Raw genomic sequence first — 22112 nt, forward strand, 5'->3', positions numbered from 1 at the left:
GACGCAAATGGGAAGCGCATGTGGCAACAAAAGCGGTTAGAGCGGGAGGGTCATCACCGGCTGCGGGGTCTTGAGCGCGGTGCCGACGGCCGTCAGCAGGCCCGTCGCCCGGTCCACCCGGTAGCTGGTGGCCGTGCCCGAGTCCTGGTTGGACGAGAACAGGAACGCACCGGTCGGGTCGAGGCCGATGTGCCGCGGGTTCTTGCCCACGGGCGTGTTGGCCAGCAGCTTCAGCGACGCGCCGCCGTCGCCCACGGCGAACACCGCCGCGTTGTCGGCGCCGCGGTTGGAGACGTACACGAACCGCCCGTCCGCCGACACGACGATCTCGCCGGGATAGTTGCGCACCCCGGCCGGCGGCGCGGCGGTCAGCGTGGTCTGCGGCTTGCCGGGCGTCAGCACGCCGGTGGCCTCGTTGTACGTCGCGACGATCACCGAGTTGCCGAGCTCGTTGGCGATGTACGCGAACTTGCCGTTCGGATGGAACGCCAGGTGCCGCGGGCCCTGCCCGGCCGGCACCTTGGCCTGGTGCACCAGCCTGAGCTTGCCGGCGCTCGACACCGTGTAGGCGTAGACGGTGTCGGTGCCGAGGTCGACGGAGTGCACGTACGCGCCGGTGCGGTCGGGCAGCACCTGGTGCGCGTGCGGGCCCTCCTGCCGGTCGGGGTCGGGCCCGGAACCGGTGTGCTGCGCGAGGTCGGTGGCGGCGCCGAGCCCGCCGTCGGCGCGCACGGGCAGGATCACGACGCTGCCGGAGTCGTAGTTGGCGGCCAGCACGTACTTGCCGTCGGGCGTCACGCACAGGTGCGTGGGCCCGTCGCCCTTGCTGGACTGACTGTTGATCACCTTCAGGCCGCCGTTGGACACGGTCAAGGCGGTGACCTTGCCGCCGGACTGTTCGTTCACGGCGTACAGGAAGCGCTGCGACGGTGCGAGCGCGAGGAACGACGGGTTGGACACGGTGACCACGGACTTGGCGGTCAGCTGCCCGCCGGCCGGGTCCCAGGTGCCGACGCCGATGCCCTTGCCGGCCCCGGCGCCATCGGTGTACGTGCCGATGAACAGCGGCCGGGTGGCGACCTTCGCGTCCGGCGCCGCGCCGGCCTCTGCCACGCCACTGCTCATGAGCACCGCTCCTCCGACCCCGGCCCCGAGCACCCCCAGGAACCGCCGACGATCCAGATCCGTCACAGCGCACGTCCTTCCAGGAAACAACGGCGGCGTGCGGTCACTTTGGCCTAGACCATAGACCGAGGACAAGGTGCGCAACCAAGGTTGCACCTTGCGCAATGCGACGTGAATGCAACGAATCGCCGGTAGAATGTCGAACAGCGCAACAAACTGGTGTCAGACGCAACGTCGGCCGGATGAAATCTCCGCCTGAGGCCATCTAGCCTTGCTACATGACCGCCACCATCGACACGCCCTCCACGGCCGCCGGCTACGTCGAACTCGACGAGAGGTGGAGCACGCACAACTACCACCCGCTGCCGGTCGTCATCGCCGAGGGCGACGGCGCCTGGGTGACGGACGTCGACGGCAACCGGTACCTGGACTTCCTGTCCGGGTACTCGGCGCTGAACTTCGGCCACCGCCACCCCGCCCTGGTCGCCGCCGCCGTCGAGCAGCTCGGCCGGGTCACACTGACCAGCCGCGCCTTCCACCACGACCAGTTCGGCCTGTTCTGCCGCGAGCTGGCCGAGCTCACCGGCACCGACCTGGTGCTGCCGATGAACTCCGGCGCCGAGGCCGTCGAGTCCGCGATCAAGGTCGCCCGCAAGTGGGCGTACCAGGTCAAGGGCGTGCCGGCCGGCGCCGCGCAGATCGTGGTGGCCGGGTCCAACTTCCACGGCCGCACCACCACGATCGTGTCGTTCTCCACCGACGACACCGCCCGCGCCGACTTCGGCCCCTTCACCCCGGGCTTCACCGTCGTCAAGTACGGCGACCTGGACGCGATGGCCGACGCGATCACCGACACCACCGCCGCCGTGCTGATCGAGCCGATCCAGGGCGAGGCCGGCGTGGTCGTGCCGCCGGCCGGCTACCTGGCCGGCATCCGCCGGCTGTGCGACGAGCGCGGCGTGCTGATGATCGCCGACGAGATCCAGTCCGGCCTGGCCCGCACCGGCGAGCTGCTCGCGCTGGACCACGAGGGCGTGCGCGCCGACCTGTACACGCTGGGCAAGGCGCTGGGCGGCGGCATCATGCCGGTGTCCGCGGTGGTCGGCCGGGCCGACGTGCTGGGCGTGCTGCGTCCCGGCGAGCACGGCTCCACCTTCGGCGGCAACCCGCTGGCCTGCGCGGTCGGCCGCGCGGTGGTCAAGCTGCTGGCCACGGGCGAGTTCCAGCAGCGCTCCCGCGAGATGGGCGCGTATCTGCACGGGCGGCTGAACGAGCTGGTCGGGCGCGGCGTCGCCGAGGTGCGCGGCCGCGGCCTGTGGGCCGGCGTGGAGATCGCGCCCGGCGGCCCGGCCGGCCGCGCGGCCTCCGAGGCGCTGGCCAAGCAGGGCGTGCTGTGCAAGGAGACCCACGACACCACGCTGCGGATCGCGCCGCCGCTGGTGATCACCCGGGAGGAGATCGACCGGGGCGTGGCGGCGATTTCCAACGTTATAGGTAGGTAAAATGCCGTACCGCATGTGACCCACGTCATGAGACGTTGACGGCATGGACACGGCTGCAATCGCGCGGCTGGGCATCGACGACCTGGCCGCGTGTCTCGATCTCGCAGCGGACCGGGGCTGGCCCCGGGACCACCGCAAGTGGACCTTCCTGTTGACCCACGGGGAGGCCTACGGCCTGCACGACCGCGAGGACCTCGTCGGCTCGGCGATCCTGAGCCGCTTCGGTCCCCGCCTGGCCTGGATCGGCATGGTGCTGGTGGCGCAGCGGTGCGACCGCCGCGGCCTGGGCGGCGCCCTGATGCGGCACGCGCTGGACGCCGCCGACGCCCGCACCGTCGCCGTGCACGCCACCGACGCCGGCGTGCCGCTCTACCGCCGACTGGGTTTCCGTGCCACCGGCACGATCTTCACCCACCGCGGCCGGTTCGCCGGGCACGGCGCCCGCACCGGCCGCACCCGCCCCTTCACCGGCGCCGACCTGGACGCCGTGCGCCGCCTGGACGCCGACGCCACCGGCGCGGACCGCGGTCGGCTGCTCACCGAGTTCGTCCGCTTCGCCGGCCAGATGCGGGTGATCGAGTCCGACGGCGTGATCACCGGCTATGCCGGCTCGTGGCGGGACGGCGAGACCGTGGTGATCGGCCCGGTGATCGCCGCTTCCGACCGCGACGCCAAGGACCTGATCGCCGACGTCGCGTCCACTGTGGACGGCTACGTCCGACTGGACGTGGATCGCTCGGATCTGGCCGACTGGGCCGCCGCGAGAGGGCTGCCGCGCTGGTTGGAGGCGACCGAGATGGTGCGCGGCGAGGACATGCCCGGCGACCGGACGCGGCTGTACACGCCGATCATGCAGGCGCTGGGCTGATGGTCACCGGGATGAGCTGAATGCCTGATCACGGGCGGTGAGCGGCACTGCTCCACCCCGGTCTTTTTCACCTTGAACCTTGTGTCGAACGAAGTTCCTTGGTTGTGTCTGGCCGGTTGACACCAAAGCCGCCGCCGTTCATCACCGTGAACAAAGGAAGTTCGTGTGATGCGCCCTCGCCTGTTGTTGACGATCGCCGTCGCGGCGGCCGCGATCGCGGTCCCCGCCACCGGCCGAGCCACCACGGCCCCGGCCGTCGGATCCGCCCCACCGCCCAATCCCACCAGCGTGCACGAGTGGCTGACGATGCCGGACGTGACGACGCCGACGGACACTCAGCTGCCGCTCAACGACACCGTCACCAAGGCGCCCGTGACCGTGCACGTCGACGGAGGCGTCAGGTACCAGTCGGTGTCCGGGTTCGGCGCCGCGATCACCGACTCGTCCGCGCACGTGCTCTACGGCCTCACGCCGGACGCCCGCGACCAGGTGATGCGGAACCTGTTCGACCCGAGAACCGGCGCCGGCCTCAGCTTCCTGCGCCAGCCCATCGGCGCCTCGGACTTCGCCGTCGGCCAGGACTACAGCTACGACGACATGCCGGCCGGCCAGACCGACTACCAGCTGCGGCACTTCTCCATCGCCCACGACGAGGCGCAGATCCTGCCGCTGGTGCGCCAGGCGCTGAAGCTCAACCCGCGCATCCAGATCGTGGCCAGCCCGTGGAGCATGCCGGGCTGGATGAAGACCTCCGGCTCCATGATCGACGGCAATCTCATCGACGACCCGAGGATCTACCGCGCCTACGCGCTGTACCTGGTGAAGTTCATCCAGGCCTACCAGCGGGCCGGCGTGCCGGTGGACTACATCACCGTGCAGAACGAGCCGCAGGCGTTGGAACGCAAGAACTATCCCGGCACCGACCTGCCGTGGGAGCAGGAGGCCAAGGTCATCGAGGCGCTCGGGCCGGCGATCCGCGCGGCCGGGCTGCACACCAAGATCCTCGCCTTCGACCACAACTGGACCGAGCATCCCGGCGACATCTCCTCGCACCAGCGCGCCAACGAGGACCCGGAGCCGAACTACCCGTACGACCTGCTCGGCACCGACGCCTACCGGTGGGTGGCCGGCACCGCGTACCACTGCTACTTCGGCGACCCGACCGCGCAGACCGGCCTGCGGGCGTCCTTCCCCGACAAGGACATCTTCATGACCGAGTGCGAGGGCGGCGACTCCTCGACGGTCATCGGCGTGATGCAGAACTGGGGCCGCAGCTCCATCGACTGGAACATCGCGCTGGACGAGAACCACGGCCCGCACCTGGGCGGTTGCGGCAGCTGCAACGGCACGATCACCGTCAACTCGGTGACGCACGAGGTCACCTACAACGACCAGTACCGGGATCTCGGGCACTTCTCCCGGTTCGTGCCGGCCGGCGCCGTGCACATCGGCAGCACCGTGGACACCACGTCCAGCAAGGGCGCGCCGCTGACCACGGTCGCGTTCACGGACCCCGACCACTCCACGGTGCTGGTGGCCCTGAACACCGGCGCCACCACGCAGAACTTCACCGTCGTCTACGGAACCCACTCGTTCGACGCCACCCTGCCCGCCGGCGGGACCGTCACCTTCCAGTGGTCCGCGATCCACTGACTTTTTGACGCAGGGAAGGACGCCTTACCCTCGTTGAGCGAGGGTAAGGCGTCCTTCCCTGCATTCAGCGCTCGGTGATCGCCGGTGGGGACGGGATCTTGTAGCCGGTGCCGGCGAAGTTGTGCTCCAGCGAGGACTTCCACGCGCCGGTGCTGACCATCTTGGTGAGCGCGTCGTCGATCTTGGCCACGGCGTCGGTGTCGCCCTTGCGCACGCCGATGCCGTACCGCTCCTGCGTGAACGGCTTGCCGACCACCCGCAGCAGCTCGGGGTTCTGCGAGGCGTAGCCGGCCAGGATCAGGTCGTCGGTGGTGACGGCGTCGACGATGTTGGCCAGCAGGGCGGTGATGCACTCGGAGAAGTGCGCGTACTCCACCAGGCGCGTCTGGCTGGCGAACTTGTCCTTGACCTCCTGCGCGGAGGTGGTGCCGAGCACCGAGCACAGCCGCTTGCCGTTGAGCGACTCGGGGCCGGTGATCGTGTTGTCCGACAGCCGCACCAGCAGGTCCTGCCCGGCGACGAAGTACGGCCCGGCGAAGGAGATCACCTGCTTGCGCTTGTCGGTGATCGAGTACGTCTCCACCACCAGGTCGGCGGATCCGTTCTCCAGCACGGTCTCCCGGTCGGCGCTGACCGTGGACCGCCAGGTGATGCCGCTGGGGTCGACCCCCAGCTCCTTGGCCACGAACTGGGCCACGTCGATGTCGAAGCCGGTGTAGTCGCCGTTGAGACCCTTCAGGCTGCTGCCCGGCTGGTCCTCGGCGATCGCGATGGTGAGATGCCCGCCGGAAGCCTTGCCGACCACGGAGTTCCCACTGCCGGAAGCGGTGCCGCAGGCGGCCGCGACGAGCGCGACGGCGAGCACGGCCGAGCAGCGGCGGGTGAGACCCAACCACGCCTTGGTAGTCATCGTCCACCAAACAGTCGTCTGTTCGTCAGGAATCAGGCGAACCTAGGGGTTGACCGGGTAGACCGTCCAGACCAACCACGTGACGAATTGTTTCGGGACCGATTCTTGTGAACGAAAGTCACCTGGACCGTGCGACCCGGCCCTCGTCCCACACGGGTTCGTCCACCTCGTGGACTTTGCCGTTCGCCCCGAAGAGCAGGAACCGGTCGAACGATCGGGAGAACCAACGATCGTGCGTCACCGCGACCACGGTGCCGGTGAACTCCTCCAGCGCGTCCTGGAGCGCCTCGGCCGAGGTGAGGTCGAGGTTGTCGGTCGGCTCGTCCAACAGCAACAGGGTCGCGCCGGACAGTTCCAGTAGCAGGATCTGGAACCGCGCCTGCTGGCCGCCCGACAGCGTCTCGAACCGCTGATCACCGCTGGCCGCCAGCCCGTACCGGCTCAGCACCGACATCGCGGCCCCGCGGTCGAGCCCCTTGCGGCCGTCCTCCCCGTGCCACAACACATCCACCAGCGTGCGGCCGACCCACTCCGGATGCTCGTGCGTCTGCGCGAACAGCCCCGGCACCACGCGGGCGCCCAGCCGGCACGAGCCGGTGTGCGCGACGTCGCCGCCGCCGATCAGCCGCAGGAAGTGGCTCTTGCCGGAACCGTTGGAGCCCAGCACGGCCACCCGGTCGCCGAAGAAGATCTCGACGTCGAACGGCTTCATCAGGCCGGTCAGTTCCAGCTGCTCGCACGTGACGGCGCGGATGCCGGTGCGCGAGCCGCGCAGCCGCGGCTTGACCTCGTGCTCCTCCGGCAGCTCCGGCGGCCGCGGGCTCTCCTCGAACTTGCGCAGCCGGGTCTGCATGGCGCGGTACTTCGGCGCCATGGCCGGGCTGCTCGCGGCCTGCCACTGCAATTCCTTCACGAGCTCAATGAGCCGCTCGTGCTCCTCGTCCCACCGCTTGTGCAGCTCGGCGACCCGGGCCCACCGCGCGGCGCGGGCCTCGTGCCAGGTGCCGAACCCGCCGCCGTGCACCCAGGTCGTGCGGGCCTCCAGCGCGATGATGTGGGTGGCGGCGTTGGCCAGCAGCTCGCGGTCGTGGCTGACCAGCAGCACGGCCTTGTTGGTCTCGCGCAGCCGCTCCTCCAGCCAGCGCTTGCCCGGCACGTCGAGGTAGTTGTCCGGCTCGTCGAGCATCAGCACCTGGTCGCTGCCGCGCAGCAACGCCTCCAGCACCAGCCGCTTCTGCTCGCCGCCGGACAGCGTCCGCACGCCGCGAAAACGCGCCCGGTCGAACGGGATGCCAAGCGCCGCAACGGTGACGACGTCCCAGAGCACTTCGAGGTCGTAGCCGCCGAGCTCACCCCACGCCGCCAGCGCGTCCGCGTAGCGCATCTGGGTGGGCTCGTCGTCGGTCTCCATCAGCGCGAGCTCGACCTCGTCGAGTTCCTTCGCCGCGGCCCGCAGCCCCGGCGCGGCGACGGCGAGCAGCAGGTCGCGGACCGTCGAGTCGTCGCGCACCGAGCCGATGAACTGCGGCATCACGCCCAGCCCGCCCTGCACGACCACGCCGCCCTCGGCCGGCGACAGCTCGCCGGACAGGATGCGCAGCAGCGTCGTCTTGCCGGCGCCGTTCTCCCCGACGACCGCGGCGACGTTGCCCGGCGACACGCGGAACGTGACGTCGGTGAACAGCTGCCGGCCGTCGGAGAGCTGATAGGCGAGCCCGCCGGCCTCTAGGAACCCCATGCGCTCATAGTGACCCAGCGGGCCTCGCCGGTGAAAATCAGTTACTTGGCGGGGTCGAGCACCAGCTTGCCGGCGGTCTTGCGGGACCGGATGTCCAGGTGCGCCTGCTGCACGTCGGTGAGCGCGTAGTCGCCGCCGAGCAGCGGCTTGAGCTTGTTGGTGGCGACGAGCCCGAACAGCTCGTTCATGGCGTCGCGCATCATCTCGGGGCGGCGGAAGCAGTCCTGGAGCCAGAAGCCGATCACCGACTTGGAGTGCGCCATCAGCTTGTTCACCGCGACCGGCGAGCCGGTCTCGCGCGACGCCGCGCCGTAGGCGACGAGCCGGCCGAAGCTGTCCAGGGCGCTCAGCGAGGCGTCGAACACGCCGCCGCCGGTCATCTCCAGCACGATGTCGACGCGCTTGCCGCCGTTGGCCTCGATCAGGCGCTCGGCCAGCGTGTCGGTCGGGTCGGCGTCGATCGCCACGTCCGCGCCGAGGTCGACGGCCAGGCCCCTTTTGCCGTCCGAAGAGGCAGTGCCGATGACGCGGCCGGCGCCCCACAGCTTGGCCAGCTGGACGGCGAGCGTGCCGACACCGCCGGCGGCGGAGATCACCACGACCGACTCGCCGACCTGCATGTGCGAGGACGTGCGCAGCAGGTGCCAGGCGGTCGCGCCCTGCACGATCAGCGCGAGCGCCGCGGCGTCGGACACGCCGTCGGGCACGTCGAAGGCCAGCCGCTCGTGGGCCAGCGCGAACTCGGCGTAGCCACCGCCCGCGCTCAGGGCCACCACGCGGCGGCCGTCCTCGGTGCGTCCGACGATCTCGCCGCCCGGGATGAAGGGCAGCTTCTGCGCGGCCAGATAGGAGTTCTCCGCCTGGTGCGTGTCGGCGTAGTTGATGCCGGCCCGATCCACCTTCACCAGCAGCTGACCGTCGCCGGGCACCGGCTTCGGCAGCTCCACCACCTTCAGCACCTCGGGGCCGCCGAACTCCGTGACCTGAACCGCTCGCACCGCGTTGACTCCTTCGTCGCCGTTCCGTACGGCGTACGGTACAGTGTACGGAATGACGACGACAGCCCGGACGAGGGTGCCCCGCAACACACTGAGCGCGGAGCTCATCGTCACCGCCGCGCTGGGCCTGCTCGACCGGACCGGGATCGAGCAGTTCAGCGTGCGCGCGCTGGCCAAGGAGCTCGGGGTCGCGCCGATGACGCTCTACACCTACTTCCGCGGCAAGGACGAGCTGCTCGACGCCGTGCGCGACCACGCGCTCGCGGCCGCCGCGCTGACCACCGCGTACGGCGGCTGGCAGCACCAGGTGCGCACCATCTGCCGGCGGCTGCGCGGCCAGATCCTGGAGCACCCGTGCCTGACCTCGCTGCTCCAGCAGCGGCCGCTGGCCGGGCACGAGTCCGCCGAATCGGCCGAGTCGCTGCTGCGGGCCCTGGTCGAGGCCGGTTTCGACGTGGAGAACGCGGCGCGGGCGTACACCACGCTGCTGGGCTTCGTGGTCGGCGTGACCACGCTGGAGGTCCGGCTGCTGGAGGAGAACCGCGACCCGGAGCGCCGCGAGAAGGTGCGGGAGATCATGTCCGGGCTGCCCGCCGACCGCTATCCCACGCTGGTCGAGCACACCGCCGCGCTGCGCCACACCGTCGGCGGGGACACCCAGTTCGAGTTCGGGTTGGACCTGGTGATCGCCGGCATGGAGCAGCGATTGATACTTGTCCCGTGAACAAGGTGGAGCTTCCCGAGGGTGCGGTGCTGCCGACCCGGCACCCCGACGCGCCCGCGCCCGGCGAGGAACTGCCCGTGCACTACTCGCAGTGCTTCGCGTGCGGCGGCACGGAGAGCGGCCTGCACATGCGGGTCCGGGCCGGCGAGGGGCTGACCGTGCAGGGCCGGTTCCTGGTCACCGACCACCACCAGGGCGCGCCCGGGCTGGCCCATGGCGGGCTGCTGGCCTGCGCGTTCGACGAGGTGCTCGGCATGCTGGGGATGCTCACGCACATCCCGGCCGTCACCGGCCGCCTTGAGACGGATTTCCGGCGCCCGGTGCCCGTCGACTCCACGCTGCACATCCACGCCCAGGTCGACGGCGTGGCCGGCCGCAAGATCTACACCAGCGCGGCGGGCCGGCTGAACGCCGAGGACGGCCCGGTCGCGCTGACCGCCCAGGGCCTGTTCATCGAGGTCGGGCTGGAGCACTTCCGCAAGCACGGCCGCGGCCTCGAGGGCCGCGACTTCGAGGTCAACCCCTAGGGCCTGCGACTTCGACGCAGCCCTCGACCTTCCCTCTCAACCCCTGACCCCGGCCTCGCGCGACAGGGCGATCAGCCGGGACACGGCCCGCAGGTACTTCTTGCGGTAGCCGCCGCGCAGCATCTCCTCGGTGAACAGCTCCGACAGCGGCTGCCCGGACACCGCGACCGGAACCGCCCGGTCGTACAGCCGGTCGGCGAACGCCACCAGCCGCAGCGCCACGTCCTGGTCCGGCGCGGGGTGCACTTGCTTGAGGTGCACCGCCGCCACGTCGGTGACGAGCCGCCCGTAGCGGGACGGGTGCAGCTTCGCGAGGTGGGCGCAGAGCGCGTCGAAGTCGTCCAGAGTGGACCCGGGCGTGCGCTCGGCGCTGGCGTCGAGTTGGTCGTCGGACATCGGCTCCGGCGCGTCGGGCAGGCCGCGGTGCCGGTAGTCGGGACCGTCCACCCGCACCACGTCGAACCGCGCCGACAGGCTGCGGATCTCGCGCAGGAAGTCGTCGGCGGCGAACCGCCCCTCCCCCAGCTTCTCCGGCAGCGTGTTGGAGGTCGCCGCGACAAACGTGCCGGCGTCGGTCAGCTCCTGGAGCAGCCGGGTGACCAGCGTGGTGTCGCCGGGGTCGTCCAGCTCGAACTCGTCGATCGCGAGCAGCCGGTGCTCCGACAGCCGCTTGACCGCCTCCACGAACCCCAGCGCGCCGACCAGGTGCGTCAGCTCCACGAAGGTGCCGTACGCCTTCGGGCCGGGCACCGCGTGCCACAGCGAGGCCAGCAGGTGCGTCTTGCCGACGCCGAAGCCACCGTCCAGGTACAGCCCGCGCTTACCGGCCGGCTCCTTGCCCGCGAACAGCGACTTCACCCACGACTTCGACTTCGCGGCGGCCGCGATCTTGTCGGCGAAGGTGCGGCCGGAGATCACGGCGGCGGCCTGGCTCGGCTCGTGCGGATTGGGCAGGTAGCTGTCGAAGCTGACGTCGCCGAAGCGCGGCGGCGGGACCATGGCCGCGACGATCTCGTCCCCGCTGATCGTGGGATGACGGTCGATCAGGCGCGGGGTGGTCATGCCCGAATCGTAGTGTCGTGCTGGGATGGAGCCGTGCGGATGCTCCTGCCTCACGACGGTGAGATCGACGACACCGAGCTGGAACGGCTCTACGACTACCCGCCCGAGCTGGACCGGCCCTGGGTGCAGGTGAACTTCGTCTCCAGCCCGGACGGCGCGGTCACCGTCGGCGGCAAGTCGCAGGGCCTGTCCGGTCCCGCCGACAAGAAGGTGTTCATGCTCGGCCGGACCCTGGCCGACGTGGTGCTGGTCGGCGCGGGCACCGCCGCCATCGAGGGCTACGAGGGCGTCAAGGCCGGCGAGGTGCGGGCCGCCGCCCGCGCGCGGCTCGGCCTCAGCCCGGTGCCGCCGATCGCCGTGGTCACCCGACGGGCCACCATCGACCCGGAAGCGCCGCTGATCACCGACGCCGCCGTGCCGACGATCGTGCTGACGTGTCTGGCCGCCTCCGAGGAGCGCCGAACCGCGCTGGCCGACGCCGGCGCGGACGTCGTCGTCACCGGGGACGCCGATGTGGATCTGCCGGTGGCGCTGGCCGAGCTGGACAAGCGCGGGCTGCGGCGGGTCAGTTGCGAGGGCGGGCCGCATCTGTTCGGCGGGCTGATCGAGGCCGGGCTGGTCGACCAGCTGTGCCTGACCGTGTCGCCGGTGCTCGCCGGCGGCGACGCCAGCCGCATCGCCGTCGGGCCACCGCCCGTCGCACCGCGGGAGTTGGAGCTCGCCTCCGTGCTCACCGACGACGGCTTCCTCATGCTCCGGTACCGCTCACGGCGGTCGTGACGGGTTCTCTTGCACCAGCGGGTTCGTCCGTTCGCGGGCTGACCCCGGTGCCGGTTCCTGCCGATACGATCTGGTTGGGCGTCTGAACTCGTCGACGTGATCTAATGATCTTGTTGTCGGCTGAAGCAGTTCGGTCGGGGGTGAGCATTGCCGCGTCACGTCCAGCCGCGGGCCGGGTCCAGGGCCCGTACCGAGGCCTGTCTCGTGGACTGTCTGGTCGCGCTCGCCTGGCTGCTGCTGCTCGGCGGCGTCGCGATCGGACTGCGTCGATTAGGCCTCGAACCGCACTGGTCCGCCACCAGCGAGCTGTCCGCCGACCTGGCCGCCCTCGCGCTCGGGCTGCTGCCCGTCGGCATCTACCTCGTGCTGTCCGAGAACGGCCGGCTCCAGGGCAGCCTCGGCAAACGCCGCGTCGGCCTGCGCGTGGTCCGTGCCGACGGCACCCGCGCCAACGCCTGGCAGCTCGCCATGCGCACCGCCATCAAGCTGTTCCCGTGGTTCCTCGCGCACCTCGGCCTCAGCCGGGTGTGGATGCACCTGGGCACCCAGCAGACCGCCTGCCTCTGCCTCGCCTGCGTCTACGTCATCGTGCCCATCAGCATCGGCCTGGCCCTCGTCCACCCCCAGCGCCGCGCCCTCCACGACTGGCTGACCGGCACCCGCGTGATAGCCGACTGACCCACCCCCGCGAGTTCGCCCAGAAATCAAGCACAGCGGGACAGAGCGAATGTGGGTTTCAGGCAGAAGATCAAGTGGTGGGCGGGCATGCACCCGCCCCACACTCCGATCAGTACTCGGTCGCCGAGGCTTCCGGTTGCACGAGCCCGTACTCGATCGCCGTCGCATCCGGCTGCACCACGCCATACTCGATCGCCGTGGCGTCCGGCTGCACCAGCCCGTACTCGATCGCCGTCGCATCCGGTTGCACCAGGCCATACTCGACCGCCGTGGCGTCCGGCTGCACCAGCCCGTACTCGATCGCCGTCGCATCCGGTTGCACCAGGCCATACTCGACCGCCGTGGCGTCCGGCTGCACCAGCCCGTACTCGATCGCCGTCGCATCCGGTTGCACCACGCCGTACTCGACCGCCGTGGCCGCCAACGCCGTCCCACCACCCGTCACCATCGCGGCGAGCACCGCGAGCCCCGCCACGATCCGTCCCGCTGCACGCATCGGTCTCCCCTTCCCCACAGGTGAATGAGACCAACGCTAGGCCCGCTTCCCCGGCCCCGCGCGCACTTTCGCGCAACTCCGAAAACCTTGCGGCACACCGAATGCAGGCCCTGCCCGAAACCTACATTCGGTGTGCCCGAGAGCGCGACTCGCGGGGGTTCACTTCAGGCCGGCGGCGTCCATGCCGCGGAGTTCCTTCTTCAGGTCGGCGATCTCGTCGCGGATGCGGCCGGCCAGCTCGAACTGGAGGTCCCGGGCGGCGGCCATCATCTGGTCGGTGAGCTGCTGCACCAGGTCGGCCAGCTCGGCGCGCGGCATGTTCTTGACGTCCCGCTCCACCAGCACGCCCGGCGACACGGCCTTGCCCTCGCCGGTCGGCTTCTTGCCCCGGGAGGCGTTGCGCCCCGACCCGCCGACCTTGACCTCCTCGCTGTCCTCGGCCTCCGCGTAGACCTTGTCCAGGATGTCGGCGATCTTCTTGCGCAGCGGCTGCGGATCGATGCCCTTCTCGGTGTTGTACGCGATCTGCTTGGCGCGCCGGCGGTTCGTCTCGTCGATCGCGTACCTCATGGAGTCGGTGATCTTGTCGGCGTACATGTGCACCTCGCCCGACACGTTACGGGCGGCGCGGCCGATGGTCTGGATCAGCGACGTCCCCGACCGCAGGAAGCCCTCCTTGTCGGCGTCGAGGATCGCCACCAGCGACACCTCCGGCAGGTCCAGGCCCTCCCGCAGCAGGTTGATGCCGACGAGCACGTCGTAGTCGCCCAACCGCAGCTGCCGCAGCAGCTCCACCCGCCGCAGGGTGTCCACCTCGGAGTGCAGGTACCGCACCCGGATGCCCAGCTCCAGCAGGTAGTCGGTGAGGTCCTCGGCCATCTTCTTGGTCAGCGTGGTGACCAGCACCCGCTCGTCGCGCTCGGCCCGCACCCGGATCTCGTGCACCAGGTCGTCGATCTGCCCCTCGGTCGGCTTGATCACCACCTGCGGGTCGACCAGCCCGGTCGGGCGGATCACCTGCTCCACGAACTCGCCGCCGGCCTGCCCCATCTCGTACGGTCCGGGCGTCGCCGACAGGTACAGCGTCTGCCCGATCCGGTCCTGGAACTCCTCCCAGGTCAGCGGCCGGTTGTCCAGCGCGCTCGGCAGCCGGAAGCCGTGCTCCACCAGGTTGCGCTTGCGGGACGCGTCGCCCTCGTACATGCCGCCGATCTGCGGCACGGTCACGTGCGACTCGTCGATGACCAGCAGGAAGTCCTCGGGGAAGTAGTCGATCAGCGTGGCCGGCGCGCTGCCGGCGCCGCGGCCGTCGATGTGCCGCGAGTAGTTCTCGATGCCGGAGCAGAACCCGACCTGGCGCATCATCTCGATGTCGTACGTGGTGCGCATGCGCAGCCGCTGCGCCTCCAGCAGCTTGCCCTGCTTCTCCATCCGGGCCAGCGACTCGGCCAGCTCGGCCTCGATGCCGGCGATGGCCTTCTCCATGCGCTCCGGCCCGGCCACGTAGTGCGTCGCCGGGAAGATCCGCAGCTCCTCCACCTCCCGCACCACGTCCCCGGTCAGCGGGTGCAGGTAGTACAGCCGGTCGATCTCGTCGCCGAAGAACTCGACCCGCACGGCCAGCTCCTCGTACGCCGGGATGATCTCCACGGTGTCGCCGCGCACCCGGAACGTGCCGCGGGCGAAGGCGATGTCGTTGCGGGTGTACTGCACGTCCACCAGCGCGCGCAGGAACAGGTCGCGCTCCACCTCGCCGCCGACCTTCAGCTGCACCGAACGGTCCAGGTAGGACTGGGGCGTGCCCAGGCCGTAGATGCACGACACCGAGGCGACCACGATGGTGTCCCGCCGGGTCAGCAGGCTCATCGTCGCGGAGTGCCGCAGCCGCTCCACGTCCTCGTTGATCGAGGAGTCCTTCTCGATGTAGGTGTCCGTCTGCGGGATGTACGCCTCGGGCTGGTAGTAGTCGTAGTAGCTGACGAAGTACTCGACGGCGTTGTCCGGGAAGAAGCCCTTGAGCTCGTTGGCCAGCTGCGCCGCCAGCGTCTTGTTGGGCGCCATCACCAGCGTCGGCCGCTGGAGCTTCTCCACCAGCCACGCGGTCGTCGCCGACTTGCCGGTGCCGGTCGCGCCCAGCAGCACGACGTCGGGCTCGCCCCGCTTGAGCCGCTGCTCCAGCTCGGCGATGGCCTGCGGCTGGTCGCCCGACGGCTGGTAGTCGGCGACCACCCTGAACCGCCCGTCGGCGCGGGGGATGTCGCTGACGGGCCGGAAGACGGAGGACGCGAGCACAGGTGAATCTGCCACGTCCCCAGAGTAGGACGCACCCCTGACAGTTTTCGCACGACGCCGCCAACCATGATCAAGGTTCAGCCGCTGTGAACCAAATCACACACCCCCAACCAAAGGGGCCCACAAACATCCTCTATGCATACGAACCACCACGGCAGGGCGATATTCAAGAACAATTCCGCCGCGCCGTATTTCACTGGAGGCACCCATGCGTTCCACCATTGCTGTTGGGCTGGTCTGCGCCGCCGGGGCGATCGTGCTGAGCGCCTGTGGAGGCGCCCACATCGACGCCACCGTCACCCCCATCACCAACGGCAACGCCACGACCAGCGCGTCCGCGCCGACGTCGGCGACGCAGTCCGCCAACGCCGGCGGCGGCTCGAACCAGTCCGGCGGCGGCCAAACCGGTGGGCAAACGGGCAACAATGGCGCGCAGCCGGTGGTGTCCGCCAATCCGTCGAACTGCAAGTCGAGCGAGCTGAAACTGTCGTTCGGCCACGACGCCGACCACGCGATGCAGAAGACGTACACCTCGCTCCAGTTCACCAATACCGGCCAGCGCACCTGCACGCTCCAGGGCTTCCCGGGCGTCTCCTTCGTGACCGGCGACAACGGCCAGCAGGTCGGCGAGGCGGCCAACCGCAGCGGCAACCAGGGCCCGACCATCACGCTGCGTCCCGGCTACAGCACCAACGCCGGTCTGATCATGGTCAACCCGGACCCGTTCGACCCGGCCCAGTGCAAGCAGGTCGACGTGCGCGGCCTGCGGGTCTACCCGCCGAACGAGACCGCCGCGATGTTCCTGCCGAGCACCGGCGCGACCTGCTCGGGCAACGTCGGCCCGCTGCTCACGGTGAGCAGCGTCGGCACCTCCATCACGGGTTGACCGAACGCAGGCGTCCGACAGCGGTCGGAATATGACCCTGCCGGAGGATGGCACCGGCGGCCCCGCAGGTCAGACGATGTCGGCATGACCTTCCGACTGCCCACCCAGGTCCGGGGCGAGACCCACGTCCATCCGCCGAAGGTCGAGGACTTCGACCTCGTCGCGATGACGAACACGGACCCCAAGGGACAGGTGCGGGAGGTCGCCGAGTACCGCCGCGCCGAGCACGGCCTGTACATGTCGCGGCCCGTGGTGGGACACCCGAAGCTCAGGCACTTCGAGTCGTGGCTGCTGCCGGCGTACGGGCTGCGGGTCACCCGGCAGAGCTGGTGGCCGGGACACGAGCGGGACTTCGACTTCTACGTGGACGTGGTCCACGTGCAGCCCGGCGAGCACGCGTGGCGGACCGTCGACCTCTACCTCGACCTGCTGGTGCGGACCGGCCGCGACGTCGAGGTGCTGGACACCGACGAGCTGATGGCGGCGGTCCGCCTGGGGCACCTGACCGCCCAGGACGCCCAGCTGGCCCTGGAGGGCACCTACCGAGCGGTGGCCGGGATCGCGGCGCACGGTTACGACATCCAGCGGTGGCTGGCCGCGGACGGTGTCCACCTCACCTGGTCGGATAGCCGATGACGGCGGACACGGTCAAGGGCCGTTCGACTGACGGGGACGCCCGCAACCCATTCGGTATCCAAACGGGCACAATGCGTGATGTAACGAATCGACCCGGACGGTCACCGGGCGAACACCTAGGGCTACTCTCGGGTCGCGTGGGAACGGTCATCACGCCGCAGCTCGTCGACACCGTCGACACCTTCACCGGGGTCCGCACCTATTCGTCCGGTGGCACCCGACACCTCACGACGTGCCAGGTGGAGCGGTGGGGACTTCGGATGGAATGTCCGACACCCGAGGATCCGTTCGCGGACTGCGAGGTCACCTGGCTGCTGCCCGACCTGGGCCTGCGCCTGACCCACCAGCGGCCGCGCTCGCGGCACGGCCGGTCGGCGCCGAGCACGCTGACCGCGGTGCGGGTGCAGCGCGACAGCCGGTCGTGGCGGACCACCGATCTGCTGCTCGGCCTGGCCGTCCCCGGCGGCACCACGGCCCGCATCGTGCGCTCCGAGGAGTTCGCCGCCGCCGTCGCCGGCCGCGTGCTGCGCCCCGGCGACGCCGACCTGGCGCTGCGCACCGTGCACCGCACGCTCGAGGAGATGAGCCACTTCCGCCACGACCTCAACGCGTGGCTGAGCCACCTGGACATCCTCGACGTCTGGCCGCCCCTGTAAGGACTTGCTCGCCCGGTAGCGCGTCCCGGGCGAAGTCGCAGTGGTCGTTCCCCGCCCGGCCACACCTGCGGCACCGTTAGGCGGGGACCAACTTTCAGCGGGTCGGCGGCTGCCACCCCGCTGCCGCCGCCCAGGCCTCGGCCCGCGAGTCGGCCTGGGCGAACCAGGGATCCTTGGCGACGCCGTAGGACGGGATGTCGGCGAAACGCGGGGCGGCCTCACGTTTGACCGCCTCGTACTCGGCGCGGGCGTCGGCGTCGGCGCGCAGCCAGGCCGGGAACAGCAGCGCGTAGCGCCACCCCGGCGAGCCGGCGGCGCGGATGTGCAGATTGGCCCAGCGGCCCGGATCCGCGCTGGCGTGCGTGCGCTTGCGCCAGTGCTCGGGGTCCGGGTCCGTCGCCTTGGGAGTGTCCCGGGTGAACGCCGGCAGCGCCGGAAAGCCCACGCCGGCAAGGGTTTCCGCCAGCGCGTCGGCGTCGTCCAGGCTCTGCACCGTCAGCTGGAGGTCGATCACGTCCTTGGCCGCCAGGCCGGGCACAGCCGTCGATCCCACGTGGTCGACGCGGAGCGCCTTGTCGCCGGCGGCCAGCTTCAGGCGGGCGATCAGCTGGCGAGCGTCGCGGGGCCACTCGGGGTCGTAATCGACGATCTCGGGGCCGCCGCGGTCCGGGTAGGTCCCCTCGCGGACGTGCCGTTCGAACGGCAGCAGCCGGTGGTGCCACAGGTCGGTCACCGCGGCCCGGACGTCGGCCTCGCTGCCCCCGTTGTCCAGCCACACGTCGGCTGCCTCGCGGCGCTGCTCCTCCGACGCCTGCGCGGCGATTCGCGCCCGTACGTCCTTTTCGTCCATGCCGCGGCTGGTGGTCAGGCGGTGCACCCGCAGCTCCACGTCCGCGTCGACCACCACGACCAGGTGAAAAGCCGGCGCCATGCCGTTCTCCACCAGCAGCGGGATGTCCTGCACGACGATGCCGTCAGCTGGGGCTTTGCTCGTCAGCTCCACCGCCCGGTCGCGCACCCGGGGGTGCACGATCGAGTTGAGCCTGGCCCGGTTCTCGTCGTTGCCGAACACCTTGGCCGCGAGCGCCGGGCGGTTGAGGCTGCCGTCCTCGGCCAGCACCTCGTCGCCGAACGCGGCGACGACCTCGCGCAGGCCGTCCGTGCCCGGCTCGACCACCTCGCGGGCGATCCGGTCGGAGTCGACCACCGTCGCCCCCAGCTCGTGCAACCGCCGGGCCACGGTCGACTTGCCGGCCCCGATCCCACCCGTCAACCCCACCTGCAACATGCCGCCATCCAACCACCGGGCGGCGCGGGCACCCCGCCTGCGTCGCCGTTCAGGTGGCCGGCGCCACGTTGTGGTTGATCCGGAACATGTTGGTCGGGTCGTAGGTCCTCTTGACGGCCGCGAGCCGCGCGTGGCGCTCCGGGCCGTAGACCGCGGCTGCGTCGGCCGCTTCTTCCGGGGCGAGGTTGTTCACCAGCCGCCGGTCACCCGCCCAGGGCTTCATGCCGTCCAGCAGCGCGGCGACCGACTCCTTGAGCCGTTGCTCCTGCGACAGCGGACCGACCTCGACGCCCAGCAGGCTGTACGGCAGGCCCCTGGTCGCCACGGCGTTGCCCGCCGCCGGCTCCCGATCCCACGCTCCGCCCAGAGCCCGCAGTTCGGCGATCCACATGGTGGTGTCGGACTCGGGGCCGACGAGCTCGATCAGCCTGTCCTGCGCCTGTGCGGGGAATTCCCGCAGCATGACACCCCGTTCGTAATAGGGCAATGGCTCGGTCGGCTCGTCGTGGATCGACGCGACCTCGCTGTACGGCATGTCCCGCACGGTGTCCAGAATTGCCGGACCCACCGCCCGCAGCGGCGCTATCATTCGCTCACCATCCACGGCCGTGCCGTTGTAGGCAAACCGCAAAGACACCGAGAACACACCGCGAAGCGGTTCGGGGAGTGCGGGCAGCGGCGGCAGCCGCAACACGGCGAACGACGAAATCATCGTCTCCGGGGTGCCCGGATGCCAGGCGGTCCAGGCGCGCAGCACGTCGGCCATTCGCTCACCGGGAAAATAGATGCCGCCCCCGTAAAGGCGGGCCACCGGGAACACATCGAATTCCAGTGCGGTCACCACCCCGAAGTTGCCCTTGCCGCCCAGCATCGCCCAGAACAGTTCGGGTTCGGAGTGGGCGTCGACCTGCCGCAGTTCGCCGTCCGCGGTCACCACCTCGAGCGAGCGCACATGGTCGGCGGCGTAGCCGTGGGAGCGGCCCAGCGTCGGGCTGAGGCCGCCGCCCAGGGTGTAGCCGCAGACCCCCACCGTGGGGTTCGACCCGTTCAGCGGGGCCAGTCCGTCCTTGGCCGCGGCCGCGACGACCTCGCCCCAGACCGCGCCGGCGCCGACCCGGGCCGTGCGGCCGACCGCGTCGATGGTCACGTCGTTCATCCGACGGGTCGCGATCATGACGGCGTCGTCCGCCGTGCCGACCATCTGGTGACCGGTGGCCTTCACCAGGACCGGCCGGCGCCGGGCCGCCGCGAAAGCGATCGCGGCCTGGACATCGGCCGCATTCTCCACCACCACGATGACTGCGGGCATCAGCTCATGATTCAGGTTGAAGACGGCGCGTTCGTCGTCGTATCCCGAGTCCCCCGGCAGCAGAACCGAACCCGTCACGACAGCGGCCAGGGACGCGGCGTCCTCAGACGACACCAACATCGGAAACGAATCGTTGCATGTCACGTCACATGTCCTGTTACGAGTGCGAATAATGACACAGAGACCGACGAAGTTCATATCTCTTCGTCGGGCTGCGACATTCACGCTATACACGCGGCGAACGTCGAGGCAAGGTCGACGATAGATTGGGCAGCATTCACGGCGCCGACCGCCCACAGATATCAGCGAAAACAAGTACGTCAAGGCCGGATCTGGACGTCGAGCCCACGTCATAGGACATGCCGCGCTTCTGCACGGAGCGATCGGGAAACGACCGAGCCCCCGCTCCGGAGGGAGCGGGGGCTCGGTCGATCAGCTGGCTACCGGGGGCTCACTGGCCGCCGGAGAGCTTCTCGCGCAGGGCGGCGAGCTGCTCGTCGCTGGCGAGGGAGCCGCCACCCTGGGACGGCGCCTCGGTGGAGCCGGAGGAGTAGTTGGTCTCCCCCTGCGCCTCGGCGTCGGCCTCGGCGGCCTTGGCGATCTGCTTCATGTGGGCCTCGTAGCGGGTGTGGGCCTCGGCGTACTGCCGCTCCCACTCCTCGCGCTGCTTGTCGAAGCCTTCCTGCCAGTCCTGGGTCTCCGGGTCGAAGCCCTCGGGGTAGATGTAGTTCCCCTCGGCGTCGTACTCGGCGGCCATGCCGTACTGGGTCGGGTCGAACTCGGTCTCCGTGGTGAAGCCCTCGTTCGCCTGCTTCAGCGACAGCGAGATCCGGCGACGGTCCAGGTCGATGTCGATGACCTTGACCATGACGTCGTCGTTGACCTGGACGACCTGCTCCGGGATCTCGACGTGGCGCTCGGCCAGCTCGGAGATGTGGACCAGGCCCTCGATGCCCTCGTCGACGCGGACGAACGCGCCGAACGGCACCAGCTTGGTGACCTTGCCCGGCACGATCTGGCCGATCGCGTGGGTCCGGGCGAACTGGCGCCACGGGTCTTCCTGGGTCGCCTTCAGCGACAGGGAGACGCGCTCGCGCTCCATGTCGACGTCCAGCACCTCGACGGTGACCTCCTGGCCGACCTCGACGACCTCGGACGGGTGGTCGATGTGCTTCCAGGACAGCTCGGAGACGTGCACGAGGCCGTCCACTCCGCCCAGGTCGACGAACGCGCCGAAGTTGACGATCGAGGAGACGACGCCCTTGCGGACCTGCCCCTTCTGGAGCTGGTTGAGGAACTCGCTGCGGACCTCGGACTGGGTCTGCTCCAGCCACGCGCGGCGGGACAGGACCACGTTGTTGCGGTTCTTGTCCAGCTCGATGATCTTGGCCTCGAGCTCGCGGCCGACATACGGCAGCAGGTCGCGCACCCGGCGCATCTCGACCAGCGACGCGGGCAGGAAGCCGCGCAGGCCGATGTCCAGGATGAGGCCGCCCTTGACCACCTCGATGACCGTGCCCTTGACCGGCTCGTCCTTCTCCTTGAGGGCCTCGATGGTGCCCCAGGCGCGCTCGTACTGGGCGCGCTTCTTGGAGAGGATCAGGCGCCCTTCCTTGTCCTCCTTCTGGAGGACGAGGGCCTCGACCTCGTCGCCGACCTTGACGACGTCGTTGGGGTCGACGTCGTGCTTGATCGACAGTTCGCGGGAGGGGATGACACCTTCGGTCTTGTAGCCGATGTCGAGCAGGACCTCGTCCCGGTCGACCTTGACGATGGTGCCCTCGACGATGTCGCCGTCGTTGAAGTACTTGATCGTCTTGTCGATAGCGGCGAGGAAGTCCTCCTCCGTGCCGATATCGTTGACGGCGATCTGCTGCTTCGGGGTCGTCGAAGCCGGGACGATGGTGGTGTCGGTGGACATTAGGTGGGTTGCTCCGGTACGGATTGGGTTAGTGGGCCTGAAGTTGTCGAGCTGCGTGCGCCA

Annotated in this window: 20 protein-coding genes; 10 read left to right on the forward strand and 10 right to left on the reverse strand. The window is 69.9% G+C overall.

Annotated elements, in window-relative coordinates:
• Positions 1 to 36: 36 nt before the first annotated feature.
• Positions 37 to 1125, reverse strand: coding sequence for a lactonase family protein (locus tag BCF44_RS16420; protein WP_170217568.1), 1089 nt, complete (start codon positions 1123 to 1125; stop codon positions 37 to 39).
• 278 nt (positions 1126 to 1403) lie between these two features.
• On the opposite strand from BCF44_RS16420, the gene rocD reads away from it, so the two are divergent.
• From rocD to BCF44_RS16435, 3 genes are all read left to right on the forward strand, one after another.
• Entirely contained in the window at positions 1404 to 2627 is a 1224-nt protein-coding gene (gene rocD, locus BCF44_RS16425; protein ID WP_116175155.1) for an ornithine--oxo-acid transaminase, read from the forward strand.
• A gap of 43 nt (positions 2628 to 2670) precedes the next feature.
• Positions 2671 to 3495, forward strand: coding sequence for a GNAT family N-acetyltransferase (locus BCF44_RS16430; RefSeq protein WP_116175156.1), 825 nt, complete (start codon positions 2671 to 2673; stop codon positions 3493 to 3495).
• A 168-nt stretch (positions 3496 to 3663) separates the two neighbouring features.
• Positions 3664 to 5148, forward strand: a complete 1485-nt coding sequence (locus BCF44_RS16435) for a glycoside hydrolase family 30 protein (RefSeq protein WP_116175157.1) — start codon at positions 3664 to 3666, stop codon at positions 5146 to 5148.
• Between the two features lie 64 nt (positions 5149 to 5212).
• Here BCF44_RS16435 and BCF44_RS16440 read toward each other — a convergent pair whose 3' ends face one another.
• From BCF44_RS16440 to BCF44_RS16450, 3 genes are all read right to left on the reverse strand, one after another.
• Positions 5213 to 6058: a glutamate ABC transporter substrate-binding protein gene (locus tag BCF44_RS16440; RefSeq protein ID WP_116175158.1), complete on the reverse strand. Its 846-nt coding sequence runs from the start codon at positions 6056 to 6058 to the stop codon at positions 5213 to 5215.
• Positions 6059 to 6176: 118 nt separating this feature from the next.
• On the reverse strand, positions 6177 to 7796 hold the full coding sequence (locus BCF44_RS16445) for an ABC-F family ATP-binding cassette domain-containing protein (RefSeq protein ID WP_116175159.1): 1620 nt from the start codon (positions 7794 to 7796) through the stop codon (positions 6177 to 6179).
• Between the two features lie 41 nt (positions 7797 to 7837).
• The gene (locus tag BCF44_RS16450; protein WP_116175489.1) at positions 7838 to 8794 is read right to left on the reverse strand and encodes a quinone oxidoreductase family protein; all 957 of its coding nucleotides are present in this window, start codon (positions 8792 to 8794) and stop codon (positions 7838 to 7840) included.
• Positions 8795 to 8846: 52 nt separating this feature from the next.
• Between BCF44_RS16450 and BCF44_RS16455 the strand changes: the two genes are divergently transcribed.
• Positions 8847 to 9518 (forward strand): TetR/AcrR family transcriptional regulator, encoded by a 672-nt coding sequence (locus tag BCF44_RS16455; RefSeq protein ID WP_116175160.1) that lies wholly within the window; start codon positions 8847 to 8849, stop codon positions 9516 to 9518.
• Complete coding sequence (locus tag BCF44_RS16460) at positions 9515 to 10045, forward strand: PaaI family thioesterase (RefSeq protein WP_246015139.1); 531 nt, start codon at positions 9515 to 9517, stop codon at positions 10043 to 10045. Before BCF44_RS16455 ends, BCF44_RS16460 begins: the two co-directional genes overlap by 4 nt.
• A gap of 36 nt (positions 10046 to 10081) precedes the next feature.
• On the opposite strand, the gene zapE is transcribed toward BCF44_RS16460, so the two are convergent.
• Positions 10082 to 11107, reverse strand: a complete 1026-nt coding sequence (zapE, locus tag BCF44_RS16465) for a cell division protein ZapE (RefSeq protein WP_116175161.1) — start codon at positions 11105 to 11107, stop codon at positions 10082 to 10084.
• Between the two features lie 39 nt (positions 11108 to 11146).
• Between zapE and BCF44_RS16470 the strand changes: the two genes are divergently transcribed.
• On the forward strand, positions 11147 to 11887 hold the full coding sequence (locus BCF44_RS16470) for a pyrimidine reductase family protein (protein WP_116175162.1): 741 nt from the start codon (positions 11147 to 11149) through the stop codon (positions 11885 to 11887).
• Positions 11888 to 12034: 147 nt separating this feature from the next.
• Positions 12035 to 12565: an RDD family protein gene (locus BCF44_RS16475; RefSeq protein WP_116175163.1), complete on the forward strand. Its 531-nt coding sequence runs from the start codon at positions 12035 to 12037 to the stop codon at positions 12563 to 12565.
• 109 nt (positions 12566 to 12674) lie between these two features.
• Here the strand turns inward: BCF44_RS16475 and BCF44_RS16480 are convergent, their stop codons facing one another.
• The gene (locus BCF44_RS16480; protein ID WP_116175164.1) at positions 12675 to 13040 is read right to left on the reverse strand and encodes a hypothetical protein; all 366 of its coding nucleotides are present in this window, start codon (positions 13038 to 13040) and stop codon (positions 12675 to 12677) included.
• Between the two features lie 180 nt (positions 13041 to 13220).
• Complete coding sequence (uvrB, locus tag BCF44_RS16485) at positions 13221 to 15368, reverse strand: excinuclease ABC subunit UvrB (RefSeq protein ID WP_281283114.1); 2148 nt, start codon at positions 15366 to 15368, stop codon at positions 13221 to 13223.
• Between the two features lie 193 nt (positions 15369 to 15561).
• Here uvrB and BCF44_RS16490 point away from each other — a divergent pair, with 193 nt between their 5' ends.
• The 3 genes from BCF44_RS16490 to BCF44_RS16500 all read left to right on the forward strand — a co-directional run bounded on the left by BCF44_RS16490 (position 15562) and on the right by BCF44_RS16500 (position 17531).
• Positions 15562 to 16239 carry a DUF4232 domain-containing protein gene (locus tag BCF44_RS16490; RefSeq protein WP_116175166.1) on the forward strand — a complete coding sequence of 226 codons (678 nt, stop codon included), beginning with the start codon at positions 15562 to 15564 and terminating at the stop codon, positions 16237 to 16239.
• An 84-nt stretch (positions 16240 to 16323) separates the two neighbouring features.
• Complete coding sequence (locus BCF44_RS16495) at positions 16324 to 16875, forward strand: ribonuclease FAU-1 family protein (protein WP_116175167.1); 552 nt, start codon at positions 16324 to 16326, stop codon at positions 16873 to 16875.
• Between the two features lie 137 nt (positions 16876 to 17012).
• Positions 17013 to 17531, forward strand: coding sequence for a ribonuclease FAU-1 family protein (locus BCF44_RS16500; protein WP_116175168.1), 519 nt, complete (start codon positions 17013 to 17015; stop codon positions 17529 to 17531).
• Between the two features lie 94 nt (positions 17532 to 17625).
• On the opposite strand, the gene coaE is transcribed toward BCF44_RS16500, so the two are convergent.
• From coaE to rpsA, 3 genes are all read right to left on the reverse strand, one after another.
• Positions 17626 to 18819, reverse strand: coding sequence for a dephospho-CoA kinase (coaE, locus tag BCF44_RS16505; protein WP_116175169.1), 1194 nt, complete (start codon positions 18817 to 18819; stop codon positions 17626 to 17628).
• Between the two features lie 49 nt (positions 18820 to 18868).
• Complete coding sequence (locus tag BCF44_RS16510) at positions 18869 to 20326, reverse strand: FAD-binding oxidoreductase (protein WP_246015141.1); 1458 nt, start codon at positions 20324 to 20326, stop codon at positions 18869 to 18871.
• 253 nt (positions 20327 to 20579) lie between these two features.
• Complete coding sequence (gene rpsA, locus BCF44_RS16515) at positions 20580 to 22049, reverse strand: 30S ribosomal protein S1 (RefSeq protein ID WP_116175171.1); 1470 nt, start codon at positions 22047 to 22049, stop codon at positions 20580 to 20582.
• Positions 22050 to 22112: the final 63 nt, after the last annotated feature.

The sequence above is a fragment of the Kutzneria buriramensis genome, from assembly GCF_003387475.1.
Taxonomy (GTDB): domain Bacteria; phylum Actinomycetota; class Actinomycetes; order Mycobacteriales; family Pseudonocardiaceae; genus Kutzneria; species Kutzneria buriramensis.

Excerpts from the sequence above, each read along its gene's own strand:
- BCF44_RS16420 (WP_170217568.1), bottom strand. The coding sequence starts at position 1,125 with ATGAGCAGTGGCGTGGCAGAGGCCGGCGCGGCGCCGGACGCGAAGGTC.
- rocD (WP_116175155.1), top strand. The coding sequence starts at position 1,404 with ATGACCGCCACCATCGACACGCCCTCCACGGCCGCCGGCTACGTCGAA.
- BCF44_RS16430 (WP_116175156.1), top strand. The coding sequence starts at position 2,671 with ATGGACACGGCTGCAATCGCGCGGCTGGGCATCGACGACCTGGCCGCG.
- BCF44_RS16435 (WP_116175157.1), top strand. The coding sequence starts at position 3,664 with ATGCGCCCTCGCCTGTTGTTGACGATCGCCGTCGCGGCGGCCGCGATC.
- BCF44_RS16440 (WP_116175158.1), bottom strand. The coding sequence starts at position 6,058 with ATGACTACCAAGGCGTGGTTGGGTCTCACCCGCCGCTGCTCGGCCGTG.
- BCF44_RS16445 (WP_116175159.1), bottom strand. The coding sequence starts at position 7,796 with ATGGGGTTCCTAGAGGCCGGCGGGCTCGCCTATCAGCTCTCCGACGGC.
- BCF44_RS16455 (WP_116175160.1), top strand. The coding sequence starts at position 8,847 with ATGACGACGACAGCCCGGACGAGGGTGCCCCGCAACACACTGAGCGCG.
- zapE (WP_116175161.1), bottom strand. The coding sequence starts at position 11,107 with ATGACCACCCCGCGCCTGATCGACCGTCATCCCACGATCAGCGGGGAC.
- BCF44_RS16470 (WP_116175162.1), top strand. The coding sequence starts at position 11,147 with ATGCTCCTGCCTCACGACGGTGAGATCGACGACACCGAGCTGGAACGG.
- BCF44_RS16490 (WP_116175166.1), top strand. The coding sequence starts at position 15,562 with ATGCGTTCCACCATTGCTGTTGGGCTGGTCTGCGCCGCCGGGGCGATC.
- BCF44_RS16495 (WP_116175167.1), top strand. The coding sequence starts at position 16,324 with ATGACCTTCCGACTGCCCACCCAGGTCCGGGGCGAGACCCACGTCCAT.
- coaE (WP_116175169.1), bottom strand. The coding sequence starts at position 18,819 with ATGTTGCAGGTGGGGTTGACGGGTGGGATCGGGGCCGGCAAGTCGACC.
- BCF44_RS16510 (WP_246015141.1), bottom strand. The coding sequence starts at position 20,326 with ATGAACTTCGTCGGTCTCTGTGTCATTATTCGCACTCGTAACAGGACA.
- rpsA (WP_116175171.1), bottom strand. The coding sequence starts at position 22,049 with ATGTCCACCGACACCACCATCGTCCCGGCTTCGACGACCCCGAAGCAG.